The sequence below is a fragment of the Nocardioides kongjuensis genome (assembly GCF_013409625.1).
Classification (GTDB): domain Bacteria; phylum Actinomycetota; class Actinomycetes; order Propionibacteriales; family Nocardioidaceae; genus Nocardioides; species Nocardioides kongjuensis.
This window is the reverse complement of the sequence record NZ_JACCBF010000001.1, coordinates 5145269-5157503: the sequence shown is the minus strand read 5'-3', so window position 1 is coordinate 5157503 and position 12235 is coordinate 5145269. Positions and strand designations below refer to the sequence as shown.

Annotated in this window: 12 protein-coding genes; 8 read left to right on the top strand and 4 right to left on the bottom strand. The window is 73.1% G+C overall.

Features of this window, described 5'->3' with window-relative positions; all coding sequences use genetic code 11:
• Nucleotides 1-28 precede the first annotated feature (28 nt).
• The 4 genes from BJ958_RS24730 to BJ958_RS24715 all read left to right on the top strand — a co-directional run bounded on the left by BJ958_RS24730 (nt 29) and on the right by BJ958_RS24715 (nt 4888).
• Nucleotides 29-1237: an ATP-binding protein gene (locus BJ958_RS24730; RefSeq protein WP_273520395.1), complete on the top strand. Its 1209-nt coding sequence runs from the start codon at nt 29-31 to the stop codon at nt 1235-1237.
• A gap of 67 nt (nt 1238-1304) precedes the next feature.
• Complete coding sequence (locus tag BJ958_RS24725) at nt 1305-1982, top strand: response regulator transcription factor (RefSeq protein WP_179729440.1); 678 nt, start codon at nt 1305-1307, stop codon at nt 1980-1982.
• Nucleotides 1983-2028: 46 nt separating this feature from the next.
• Nucleotides 2029-3894 (top strand): sensor domain-containing diguanylate cyclase, encoded by a 1866-nt coding sequence (locus BJ958_RS24720; protein ID WP_179729439.1) that lies wholly within the window; start codon nt 2029-2031, stop codon nt 3892-3894.
• Between the two features lie 73 nt (nt 3895-3967).
• Nucleotides 3968-4888, top strand: coding sequence for a DMT family transporter (locus BJ958_RS24715; protein WP_343052785.1), 921 nt, complete (start codon nt 3968-3970; stop codon nt 4886-4888).
• Between the two features lie 14 nt (nt 4889-4902).
• On the opposite strand, the gene BJ958_RS24710 is transcribed toward BJ958_RS24715, so the two are convergent.
• Complete coding sequence (locus BJ958_RS24710; protein ID WP_179729438.1) at nt 4903-5817, bottom strand: EamA family transporter; 915 nt, start codon at nt 5815-5817, stop codon at nt 4903-4905.
• A 130-nt stretch (nt 5818-5947) separates the two neighbouring features.
• On the opposite strand from BJ958_RS24710, the gene BJ958_RS24705 reads away from it, so the two are divergent.
• The 4 genes from BJ958_RS24705 (at nt 5948) to BJ958_RS24690 (ending at nt 9551) form a co-directional block, all read left to right on the top strand.
• A complete protein-coding gene (locus tag BJ958_RS24705) occupies nt 5948-6361 on the top strand; it encodes a YciI family protein (RefSeq protein ID WP_179729437.1) in 414 nt (137 codons plus the stop codon).
• The gene (locus tag BJ958_RS24700; protein ID WP_218865961.1) at nt 6358-7575 is read left to right on the top strand and encodes an RNA polymerase sigma factor; all 1218 of its coding nucleotides are present in this window, start codon (nt 6358-6360) and stop codon (nt 7573-7575) included. Before BJ958_RS24705 ends, BJ958_RS24700 begins: the two co-directional genes overlap by 4 nt.
• Before the next feature lie 67 nt (nt 7576-7642).
• A complete protein-coding gene (locus BJ958_RS24695) occupies nt 7643-8638 on the top strand; it encodes a hypothetical protein (protein WP_179729436.1) in 996 nt (331 codons plus the stop codon).
• An 88-nt stretch (nt 8639-8726) separates the two neighbouring features.
• Nucleotides 8727-9551: a hypothetical protein gene (locus BJ958_RS24690; RefSeq protein WP_179729435.1), complete on the top strand. Its 825-nt coding sequence runs from the start codon at nt 8727-8729 to the stop codon at nt 9549-9551.
• Nucleotides 9552-9576: 25 nt separating this feature from the next.
• Here BJ958_RS24690 and BJ958_RS24685 read toward each other — a convergent pair whose 3' ends face one another.
• Genes BJ958_RS24685 through mshA form a run of 3 tightly spaced genes read right to left on the bottom strand, consistent with a single transcriptional unit; the run spans nt 9577 to nt 12181 of the window.
• Nucleotides 9577-10428 (bottom strand): isocitrate lyase/PEP mutase family protein, encoded by an 852-nt coding sequence (locus BJ958_RS24685; RefSeq protein ID WP_343052784.1) that lies wholly within the window; start codon nt 10426-10428, stop codon nt 9577-9579.
• On the bottom strand, nt 10425-10904 hold the full coding sequence (locus tag BJ958_RS24680) for a type III secretion system chaperone family protein (RefSeq protein WP_179729433.1): 480 nt from the start codon (nt 10902-10904) through the stop codon (nt 10425-10427). Before BJ958_RS24680 ends, BJ958_RS24685 begins: the two co-directional genes overlap by 4 nt.
• Nucleotides 10901-12181, bottom strand: a complete 1281-nt coding sequence (gene mshA / locus BJ958_RS24675; RefSeq protein ID WP_179729432.1) for a D-inositol-3-phosphate glycosyltransferase — start codon at nt 12179-12181, stop codon at nt 10901-10903. The genes BJ958_RS24680 and mshA overlap by 4 nt, the downstream gene beginning before the upstream one ends.
• Between the last annotated feature and the right edge of the window lie 54 nt (nt 12182-12235).

Here is a 12235-nt window from a genome sequence, read left to right as displayed (position 1 = left end):
GGGCCCGCGATCGCCGTACGATCGAGACGTGGATCCGACGACGCAGGCCTTCCTGGCCGCGCTCCTCGGCGCCCTCGTGGCGGGCGGGGCCATGTTGGCATGGCACCTCAGCGACCGCCAGCAACGCACCTACCCGACTCCCGACGAGCCGTTGCTGCCCGACGGCGTGGCCGCGGTGCTCTCCGTGCTGCGCAGCAGCGCGGTCGTCGTCGACGAGTCCGACACCGTCGTCAAGGCGTCGGCGCCGGCGTACGCCATGGGCTTCGTGCGCGGCACGACGCTGCTGTCCGACGAGCTCGGCGGCCTGATCCGACAGGTACGACGCGACGGGCAGATCCGCGAGACCGAGCTGATCGTGCCGCGGGCAGCCGGTACGCCGCGCCACGTCACCGCCCGCGTGGCGCCGCTCGGCTCGCGCCTGGTGCTGGCGCTGGTCGAGGACCGCACCCGCGAGCGCCAGGTCGACGCCGTACGCCGCGACTTCGTGGCCAACGTGAGCCACGAGCTGAAGACCCCAGTCGGCGCGATGCGCCTGCTCGCCGAGGCGGTGCAGGACGCGTCGGACGACCCCGAGGCGGTCTACCGGTTCGCGTCACGGATGCTCACCGAGAGCGACCGGCTCTCGCGGCTGATCCAGCAGATCATCGAGCTCTCACGGCTCCAGGGTGACGAGCCGCTCGACTCGCCGGTCCCGGTCTCGATCGACGACGTCGTCGCCTCGGCCGTCGACTTCGTCGACATGAACGCCAACGCCAAGGACATCCAGCTCATCGCCGAGGGCGAGGAGGGGCTCAAGGTCCTCGGCAGCGAGAAGCAGGTCGGCGCCGCCGTCTCCAACCTGGTGGCGAACGCAGTGGCCTACTCCGAGCCCAACTCCCGCGTCGTGGTGACCCGCAAGCGGGTCGGGCCCAACGTGGAGATCTCCGTCATCGACCAGGGCATCGGCATCCCCGAGGCCGAGGTCGAGCGCATCTTCGAGCGGTTCTACCGGGTCGACCCGGCCCGGCACCGCTCGACCGGCGGCACCGGACTGGGGCTGTCGATCGTCAAGCACGTGGCCGCCACCCACGGCGGCGAGGTGCGGGTGTGGTCCGTGGAGGGTCAGGGCTCGACCTTCACCCTCACGCTGCCGCAGCACGCGCACCACGAGGCGGACGGGCCGTACCTTCGGCTCGCGCCCCTCGCGTCCACCCCGGACTCGCCGGGCGGACGCACGAACGATCAGGAGGACGCATGAGCACCCCACCGATTTGCCCGCTTCCGCCGCTTCGCTGCCCCAGCGAACGAATCGTCGGGGACCCCGCATGACCCGGGTACTTGTCGTCGAGGACGAGGAGAGCTACAGCGACGCGCTCGCCTACCTGCTCCGCAAGGAGGGGTTCGAGGTCGCGATCGCTGCCGACGGCAACGAGGCGCTCAAGGAGTTCGACCGCAACGGCGCCGACATCGTGCTGCTCGACCTGATGCTTCCGGGCATCCCCGGCACCGAGGTGTGCCGCACCATCCGGCAGACGTCGAACGTGCCGGTGATCATGGTCAGCGCCAAGGACGACGAGGTCGACAAGGTGGTCGGGCTCGAGCTCGGCGCCGACGACTACGTGACCAAGCCGTACTCCCCCCGGGAGCTGGTCGCCCGCATCCGGGCGGTCCTGCGCCGCGGCGTCGGCGACGAGCTGCTGCCCGACACGCTCGAGGCCGGTCCGGTCCGGATGGACGTCGAGCGGCACGTCGTGACGGTCGACGGGAACGAGCAGCGCCTGCCGCTCAAGGAGTTCGAGCTGCTCGAGATGTTCCTGCGCAACCCCGGCCGGGTGCTGACCCGCGGCCAGCTCATCGACCGGGTCTGGGGCTCCGACTACGTCGGCGACACCAAGACCCTCGACGTGCACGTCAAGCGGCTGCGCGCCAAGCTGGAGCCGGAGCCGAGCGAGCCGAAGTTCCTCGTCACCGTTCGGGGCCTGGGCTACAAGTTCGACGTCTGACCGGCGGGGCGCTCAGCCCGGACGAGCGCCTGCCGATCGACCAGGCATGCACGCCGTCGTCCGCCTTGCATCGTGGACGGCGGCGTTCGTCGCTGCCGGGTACGTCGGCCGGGCCACGATCATCGACGGCACGGCGCTGAGCCTGGTCTGGCCGGCGGCCGGCGTCGCGCTGCTCTGGCTGGCGACCAGCAGCCGCCGCACGGTCGCGGCGGACACCGTCTGCTTCGCGACCGCCACGTTCGTCGTCAACGCCAGCACCGGCGCGTCCCCCGCGCTCGCGACGGTGTTCGTCGTGGCCAACCTGGTCCAGGCCGGCCTCGTCCTCGCACTCGCGCGGTGGTGGGTCCCCGAGGTCTGGGGGTTCGGCGGACGCCGTCCGCTGGGCCGCCTCGCCGAGCTCGGGCGGTTCGTGGCCGCCGCCCTGATCGCCTGCCTGGTCGCCGCCCTGGTGGGGTCGGCGGGCCTGTACCTCACCGAGCACAGCGGCTCGCTGCTGACCGTGCTGGCCTGGTGGGGCCGCAACACCGTCGGCCTGGTCGCCGTGAGCCTGGTCGGGCTGCTCGCCGGCCCGGCGCTCGTCGCTGCGGCACGGTCGGGTGGGGCGCGGAGCCTGGCCGGCGTCGTACGACGGGCGGTGACCCCGCGCGCCCCTGCCCGGGCCGTCGAGGTGGTGCTGCTCGTCATGACCACGGCGGGGGTCTACCTCGCCGTCTTCGCGACGCCCTCGGGACCGGCCCTCGCCTTCCTGGTGCTCGTGCCGACCTTCTGGGCCGGCATCCGCTTCTCACCGCTGGCCGCCACGGTCCACAGCCTCGGCTGCGCCGCTGCCGCGGTGGAGCTGACCCTGCTGGGCGAGGGGCCGTTCGTGGCCTTCGACGAGGTCACCGCCCGCGCGCTGGTCGCCCAGCTGTGCGTGCTGATGACGATGGTGGCCGGGCTGTCCCTCGCGTTCAGCCACGCCCAGGAACGCACGGTCGCTGCCGAGCTGACCTCGCTGATGGACGCGAGTCGGCTGGTCGCGCTGGTGTCGACCGACCTCGGTGGCCGGGTGCGCACCTTCGGCGTGGGTGCCGAGCGGCTGCTGGGGTACGACGCGTCGGAGGTGGTCGGGCACCGGCCCCTCAGCCGGTTCGTCGTGGCGACCGACCTCCAGGCCGCCGCCGACGAGCTCGGCGTGCCTCCCGCGGAGGTGCTCGCCGAGCTCGCCCGCCGCGAGGGCGAGCCCCGCACGTGGACCCTCGTCCGCAAGGACGGCAGCCGGTTGTTCGCCCGGCTGGCGCTCAGCCAGCTGCGGGACGCCGGCGGCACGGCGACGGGCTACCTGGCCGTGGCCATCGACGTCACCGAAGCGGTGCACGACCAGCAGGAGCGCGAGCACCTGCAGCAGCAGCTGGCGCACCTCGCCCACCACGACCCGCTGACCGGGCTGCCGAACCGGCGCTGGTTCGAGAGCCTGCTGCGCGAGCACCTCGCCACGACCGACCCGGAGCAGAGCAGCGTGCTCCTGATGCTGGACCTGGACCACTTCAAGCAGGTCAACGACACCCTCGGCCACGCCGCCGGTGACGCGCTGCTGAGGACGACCGCCGACGTGCTGCGTCACCGGGTCCGCCACACCGATGCCGTGGCCCGCCTCGGCGGCGACGAGTTCGCCGTGCTGCTCACGGACACCGACCCCGTGGGCGCCGCGAACGCCGCCCAGGGACTCGTCGACGCGGTCCGTGCGCACACCGCGCTGCTGGCCCCGGTGTGCCGGCGCGTGAGCCTGAGCGTCGGCGGTGTCGAGCTGGTCCCCGGCGGGGACGCGCTCGACGTGCTGCACCGGGCCGACGCGGCGCTGTACGAGGCGAAGCGACGCGGACGCGACCAGCAGGTCGTGCGCGCCGCGCCGCCGATGGGCGACACCGGCTGACCGGGCCGGCCACCGGCTGCGACGTCCGAAAATCGCGCGACCGGCGGGTCCCCTGCCCCCTAGCGTGGAGCCCGTGCCCGCCGTCGAACCCGCTGCCCCCGCCACTGCTCCGGACACGAGCGGGGGCGCACAGACCGGGCCGCTGGCCCTGGCTGCGGTCGGCATCACGCTCGTGCTGTGGGCGAGCGCCTTCGTCGGCATCCGGCACCTCGCCCACGACTTCTCCGCCGGCGCGCTGTCCCTCGGCCGGCTGACGGCGGGCGCGCTCGCGCTCGCCCCGGTGGCATTGGCGCAGGGACTGCCCCGACCGTCGGGCCGGCAGTGGCTCTCGATCGCGACGATCGGCGTGCTCTGGTTCGGGATCTACAACCTCTCGCTCAACGCCGGCGAGCAGCGGGTCGACGCCGGTACGGCGTCGATGCTGCTGCAGGTCTCCCCTGTCCTGATCGCCGTGCTGGCCGCGATGTTCCTCGGCGAGCGGTTCACCGCACAGCTCGCGGCCGGGCTGGCGCTGGCGTTCTCCGGGGTCGTCGTGATCGGCCTGTCCACCTCGGGCGGGGACAACACCGGCGACCTGCTCGGTGTCGTGCTGTGCCTGGTGCCCGCGGCGGCGTACTCCATCAGCGTGATCGTGCAGAAGCCGCTCGTCGCCGAGCTCTCCGCCGTCCACGTCACCTGGTTGGCGTGCAGCATCGGGGTCGTGACCTGCCTGCCGTGGGCGGGCCGGCTGGTCGCCGAGGTCGGCGACGCGCCGCTGTCGTCGACGCTGTGGCTGGTCTACCTCGGCGTGTTCCCGACGGCGATCGCGTTCACGACCTACGCGTACGCACTGCGGCACATGACCGCGTCGGCGCTCGGCGTGACGACCTACCTCGTGCCGCCGCTGACGATCGTGATGGGACTGGTGTTCCTCGACGAGGTCCCGCCCGTGGTCGCGTACGCCGGCGGCGTGCTCGCGCTCGTCGGCGTGGCGGTGGCCCGCCGGTCCCGCTGAGGCGGGGCGGAGCGTCAGGCGGGGTCCGGGTCGGCGACGACCGCGCACTCGGCCGCCGGCTCGGTGCTCGCGACCGCGGCCGGCCGCCCTCCCGCGGCGATGACGCAGCCGACGAGGATCAGCGGGAAGCCGACGAGCATGCCGGTGGTGAGCCGCTCGTCGAGCAGCAGCACGCCGAGCGTGATCGCGACCGCCGGGTTGACGTAGGTGATGATCGTCGACCGGGTCGGGCCGGCGATCTTGATCAGCTCGAGGAAGACCACGAACGCCAGCGCTGTGCAGACCAGGGCCAGCACGACGACGCTGAGCCAGGCCTTCGCCGGCAGGCCGGTCGGCGGGTCCACCACGCCGAAGGGCGAGTAGACGACGGCGGTCAGGGTGAGCGCGCACGCCATCACACCGAGCCCGGACACGTCGGCGAACCAGCGGGCGAGGATGATCGGCCCGGTCGCGTAGCAGAGCGCCACGCCCAGCATCTCGACCACGGCCAGCACGTCGATGTGCCCGATGTCGAGGCCGACCAGGCAGGCCACGCCCGCGAAACCGAGGGCCAGGCCACCGGTCTGGGCCGCGGTGAAGCGCTCCGCGTGGCTGGTGACGAGGAACGCCAGGGCGCCGAACAGGGGCACCGCGGCCACCAGGAGCCCGGCCAAGGAGGAGGAGATGCGCTGCTCGGCGTGGCCCAGCAGCACCCACGGGACCATGATCTCGATGACCGCGAACAGCACGAGCGGACGCCAGCGGGCCAGCACCGGGGCGACCTCGCCCCGGACGAGCGCCAGCGGGAGCAGGACCAGGGAGGCGAGCGCCGTACGGAGGAAGACGAGGCCGGCCGGGGAGACGTGGTCGACCGCGATCCGGATGAACAGGTAGGGCAGGCCCCAGATCAGGCACATCGCCAGGAACAGCGACCATCCACGCTTCGTCACGAGAGGACTCTAGGGAGGTCCGCCGACATCCTTCGAGACTTTTCCGGCCGCTGATGTCGAGGACGCGTGGTTGGCTCCGTCCCGGGAGTGAAGGCGGCAGGATGGCCGTCTCGGACCAGAGGAGAACACCATGGCGAAGTACCTCTTGCTCAAGCACTACCGCAGCAGCCACGCGATCGCGAAGGACGAGCTGGTCCCGATGGACCAGTGGACGCCCGAGGAGGTCACCGCGCACATCGCCTTCATGCGGCAGGTCGCCGACGAGCTGCGCGAGCGCGGCGAGTTCGTGGACGGCCAGGCACTCTCGCCGGAGGGCACGTTCGTCCGGTACGACGGCGAGGGCCGCCCGCCGGTCACCGACGGCCCGTTCGCGGAGACCAAGGACCTGATCGCCGGCTGGATGATCGTCGACGTCGACAGCCAGGAGCGGGCCCACGAGGCCGCGGCGCGGCTCTCCTCGGCTCCCGGCGCCGGTGGCAAGCCGATCCACGAGTGGATCGAGGTCCGCCCGTTCCTCGGCGAGCCGCCGGTCGTCACGGAATGACCGACCACCCGGGCCTCCCGGACCTGGGCGAGCTGCTGCGCGACGTCACGCCGCAGGTGCTCGGCATCCTCGTGCGCCGCGGAGCCGACTTCGCGACGGCCGAGGACGCCGTCCAGGAGGCCCTGGTCGAGGCGCTGGGGCACTGGCCGGCGGACCAGCCCGACGCCTGGCCCGACAGCCCGCGGGCGTGGCTGGTGACGGTCGCCGGCCGCAAGCTGGTCGACGCCCAGCGCTCGGCGTCCGCACGCGAGCGCCGCGAGCTGCGCGTGCACCTCGAGCCGGAGCCCGGCCCGTGCGAGCAGGCCGACGACACCCTGCTCCTGCTCAGCCGGTGCTGCCACCCCGCGCTCACGCCGGCGTCGGCCGTCGCGCTCACCCTGCGCGCGGTCGGCGGCCTGACGACCGCGCAGATCGCGCAGGCGTTCCTGGTGCCGGAGGCGACCATGGCGCAGCGGATCAGCCGCGCCAAGCGCACCGTCAGCGGCCAGCGGTTCGACCGGCCCGGCGAGGTCGGCGCGGTGCTGCGTGTGCTCTACCTGGTCTTCAACGAGGGCTTCACCGGCACCGTGGACCTCGCCGAGGAGGCGATCCGGCTGACCCGGCAGCTGGCCGCCGCGACCGACGATCCCGAGGTCGACGGGCTGCTCGCGCTGATGCTGCTGCACCACGCGCGCCGTGCTGCCCGTCGGACGGCATCGGGGACGGTGGTGCCGCTCGCCGAGCAGGACCGCTCGCTGTGGGACACCGAGATGATCGCCGAGGGCGTCGAGGTGCTGCAGGCCGCACTGGCCCGCGACGCGCTCGGCGAGTACCAGGTCCAGGCCGCGATCGCCGCGCTCCACGACGACGCCGCCGTCGCCGAGGAGACCGACTGGCCGCAGGTCCTCGAGTGGTACGACGAGCTGCTGCGCCTGGCCCCGAGCCCGGTGGTCGCCCTCAACCGCGCGGTCGCGGTCGGCGAGGTCGACGGCCCGCTCGCCGGCCTGCGCCAGGTCGAGGGCCTGCCCGCCGACCTGCCCCGCCGCGACGCCGTCGCCGCCTGGCTGCACGAGCGGGCCGGTGAGCGCGAGGAGGCCGCCCGGCTGTACCGGATCGCCGCCGAGCGGGCCACCAACGTCGCCGAGCGGGACCACCTGACCCGGCAGGCGAGCCGGCTGCACGCCGAGAGTAAAGACTGCGCGGAACAGCCGCCGTCCGGACGGGCTCGCCTCTAGCGTCGAGAGGTCGCCGCACTGCGCCCGGCGACCGTGCTCCCATCGACCGCTCCCCCGAGGTTCCCCCATGCGCCGTACCGCCCTTCTCGCTGCCACCGCCGGAGCATGCGCCAGCGGCACCTACCGTCCGACCGACGTGGACCTCGAGCCCGACCCGGACTCGGCGCCGGACGACGTGGCGCTGGCGACTTCGCTCTCCGCATTCGACGGCCAGAACCCGAACGGGGCGTGGCAGGTCGTCGCCTACGACGACCAGGCCAATGACACGGGCTCCGTCGCAGGTGGCTTCAGCATCACCATCACGACCGGTCCCGCGGCCATCGTCGTGCCCGCGAACGACGGCAACTCCGACGGGCCCGGGACGCCGTACCCGTATCCGATCAACGTCACGAGCCCCGGCAGCGTCACCGATGTCGACCTCGTCCTCAGCGGGGTGAGCCACACCTACGTCGACGACCTGCAGGTCCTGCTGGTCAACCCGGCCGGCGGGAAGGCCCTCGTGCTGTCCGAGGCGTGCGACGAGGCGACCGTGGTCAACGCGACCTGGACGTTCGACGACGCCGCCGGCGCCACGTTCCCGGACGACACCCCCAGCTGCGCGAGCGGCACCTGGAAGCCGGGCAGCTACGACGCACCGGCCCTACCCGCCCCCGCGCCGGCTGCGCCGTACGCCACCACGTTGGGCGCGCTCAACGGAGCGCCGGCGGCCGGCACCTGGCTGCTGTACGTCGCGGACACCGCGGCCGGCGACGGCGGCTACATCACCGGCGTCCAGCTCCAGGTCGCGACCGACGCCCCGCCCGAGACGACGATCATCGCAAGGCCGAAGAGGTCGACGACCAAGCGCAAGGCGACCATCGCCTTCACCTCGACCGTCTTCGGAGCGGACAAGGCCGTGAGCTACCAGTGCAAGGTCGACCGGAAGAAGTGGAGGTCCTGCAGCTCGCCGCTGAGGCTCACGAGGCTCACGGCCGGCAAGCACAAGGTGCGGGTCCGCGCGGTCGACGGCTCCGGCAAGCTCGACCCGACGCCGGCTGTCACGAGGTGGAAGGTGCGCCCCTGACGGGCGGTTGAGAACTCGGCGTATCACGGCCGGGGGTCCGAGGGTCTGGATGAGGTCAGGCACCACCCCCCTCGGAAAGGTTCCAGCCATGCGCCGACTCGCGCTGATGACCGCAGGCGTCATCTCTCTCGGAGGCCTCGCCGGCCTCGCCACCACCGCTCCCACCCAGGCGGCCGTCCGCACGGTCACGCACCCGCCGGCGGTCGCCATCCCCGACGCCGGCAGCACCACCGCCACGGTCGACGTCGCCAACCTGCCCGGCCGGATCACCGACGTCGACGTCGCCCTGGTCAACGTGTTCCACACCTGGCCCGACGACCTCGACCTCTTCCTGCGGGCGCCGGGGTCCAACCAGGTGGTCCGCCTCATGTCGGACGTGTGCGGCACCGGCGACCTGGTCGGGGTGAACCTCACCATCGACGACGAGGCGGGGACGAGCCTCCCGGACGCCGGGGCCTGCCCGAGCGGCTCCTACCGTCCGAGCAACGTCGACACCACCGAGGTGCCGCCGGCCGGAACCACCTTCGCCGACTCGCTGTCCGCCTTCGACGGTGGCAACGCCAACGGCACCTGGACGCTCATCGCCACCGACGACGTCGGGGGCGACGTGGGCCAGCTCGCGGGCGGCTTCTCACTGACCATCACGACCGACGACGCCCCCGGCGTCACGACGATCACGAGCAGGCCGAGGAAGAACACCAAGCAGCGCAGGGCGACCATCGCCTTCGTCGCGAACAAGCCCAACGTCACCTTCCAGTGCAAGGCCGACGACAAGGCCTGGCAGGCGTGCGCGTCGCCGTTCACGCTCAAGCACCTCAAGCCCGGCAAGCACCGGGTCCGGGTCCGCTCGGTCGGCGAGAACGGCCAGCTCGAGGCCGTGCCGGCGCTCGTGAAGTGGCGGGTTCGCCGCTGAGCCCACCGGGGACACCGGAGGCGGATCAGCCCGGCTGGTCCGCCTCCGGCCCGTTGCCGACACGGTCGGGCGTGTCGGCGAAGAGCGCGTTGAGGTCCGCGCCCGGGACGGCGCGGTCGAAGCCGTCGAACCGGCCCTGCGCCAGGGCGGTCGCGGCCGTCTCGAAGCCGCCCCAGGCGGCCCGGGCCAGCGCACCGCCGACGCTGATCCGGCGTACGCCGAGCGCCGCGAGGTCCGCGACCGTGACCTGGCTGGCGCCACCGACCAGGACGTTGACCGGCTTGGGCGCGACGGCCTCGACGATCGCCCGGATCGCAGCCGGGTCGCTGATGCCGGGGGCGTAGAGGCAGTCGGCGCCGGCCGCGGCGAAGGCACGCAGCCGGGTCAGGATGTCGGCGAGGTCGGGGCTGCCGTTGAAGAAGCCGTCGGCCCGTCCGACGAGGAGCACGTCGTGGCCGCTGGCGTCGATCGCCTCGCGGGCTGCGGAGAGCCGCTCGACCGCGACCTCGAGGTCGAGGGTGACCCCGTCGCTCGCGTCCTCGATCGAGAGCCCGGCCACACCCGTCCCGACCGCGAGGGCGACGCTCTCGGCGACCTGGTCGGCGCTGGCGCCGTACCCGTCCTCGAGGTCGGCGTTCACCGGCAGCGAGGTCGCGGCGACGATGTCGGCGAGGTGGTCGAGCACCTCGTCGCGGGTGGCCGAGCCGTCGGGGCGACCGCGGCTCCAGGCCGCGCCGGAGCTCGTGGTGGCCAGCGCGGCGAAGCCGAGGTGCTCGAGGTAGCGGGCCGAGCCGCGGTCCCAGGGGTTGGGCAGCACGAAGCAGCCGCGCTCGTGGAGCGCCCGGAAGGCGGTGCGGCGCTCCGCGATGCTCGTCACTGCTCGAGCCACCCGCGGAACGCCTCCAGGTTGGCGGTCGACTCGCCGCGCTCGATCCGCCACGCCCACTCCTTGCGGATGGACGACTCGAAGCCGAGCTCGAGGATCGTGTTGAACGCCTCGTCGGCGTAGGTCAGCACCGAGCCGAGCAGCCGGTCGAGGTCGTCGGTGGTGACCGAGGACAGCGGCAGGCGGGCGTCGAGGTAGATGTCGCCGTGGTGGTCGATGCCGAACGCGACGGCGTACATCCTCATGTTGCGCTCGAGCAGCCAGCGGTAGACCCTCTCGAACTGCTCGTCGGGGCGCCGGCACACGAAGGCGTGGACGCCGAGCGCGTGAGGGCCGAGGTCGAGCCGTACGGGCGTCTGCAGCTTCTTCTCACCCGGCAGCCAGAAGCTGAACGTGCCCTCCTCGGTCTCCTCGAACTCGATCTGGTTGTCCTCGAGCCAGGCACGTACGACGTCCGCAGGACTCATCCGACGCGGGCCTCCTGCCGCAGGAGCGCGTGGGCGCGCTCGTAGACCTCCACCGTGTGGGCGGCGGTCGCCTCCCACGAGAACTGACGGGCCTGCCGGAGCGCGCCGGCGGCCAGGCGGTCGCGGTACGTCGGGTCGGCGACGACACGCTCGAGCGCGAGCGCCCAGTCGTGGGGCTCGTGGGTGTCGACCAGCAGCCCGCTGTGGCCGTCGCGGACCACGGTGGTCAGCCCGCCGACGGCAGCCGCGACGACCGGCGCGCCGGAGGCCTGGGCCTCGGCGGCGACCAGGCCGAAGGACTCGTTGTAGGACGGGACGGCGACGAGCGTGGAGGCGGCGTACCAGCCGGCGAGCTCGTGCTGCGGCACGGGCGGCACGAACCGGACGACGTCGTCGATGCGCAGCTCGGTGGCCAGGTTGGCCAGGGCGGTCGGGCGCTCGAGGCCGCTGCCGGACGGGCCGCCGACGACCGGGACCACCAGCCGGGAGCGCAGGTCCGGGCGGCGGACGAGCAGCTCCGCGACGGCCCGCAGCAGCACGTCGGGCGCCTTGAGCGGCTGGATCCGGCCGGCGAACAGCAGGACCAGGGCGTCGTCGGCGAGGTCGCGCTCGCGCCGGGCCCGGGCCTGCTCGGCAGGGGTGCGGGCGCGGAACACGTCGGTGTCGACGCCGGGGTGGACGACCTCGACCCGGCCCGGGTCGGCGTCGTACAGGTTGATCAGCTGCTTGGCCTCGAGGTCGGTGTTGGCGATGAGCACGTCGGCGGCCTCGACCACCTGCTCCTCGCCGATCACGCGGGCCTGCGGCTCGGGGGTGTCGCCGACGGCGAGCGCCTCGTTCTTGACCTTGGCCATGGTGTGCATCGAGTGGACCAGCGGGACGCCCCAGCGGTCGCGGGCCAGCGCACCGACCTGGCCGGAGAGCCAGTAGTGGGAGTGGACGACGTCGAAGTGGCCGGCCGGGTGCGCGGCCTCGGCGCGCAGCACCTCGCGTGCGAACACGCACAGCTGGCCGGGGAGCTGGTCCTTGGTCAGTCCCTCGAACGGCCCGGCGTGCACGTTGTGCACGGTCACGCCGTCACGGACGTGGACGACGGGGTCGAGCCGCGAGCTGGTCGCACGGGTGAAGATGTCGACCTCGGTGCCCTGCTCGGCGAGGCGCCGGGCGAGCTCGACGACGTAGACGTTCATGCCGCCCGCGTCCCCGGTGCCCGGCTGGTCGAGCGGCGAGGTGTGCAGGCTGATCATCGCGACCCGGCCGACCGCCGACTCCCCCATCGCGCCTCCTGCTCCTCGCCGTCACCTGTTCGTGGTCAATGGGACAACCCTGTC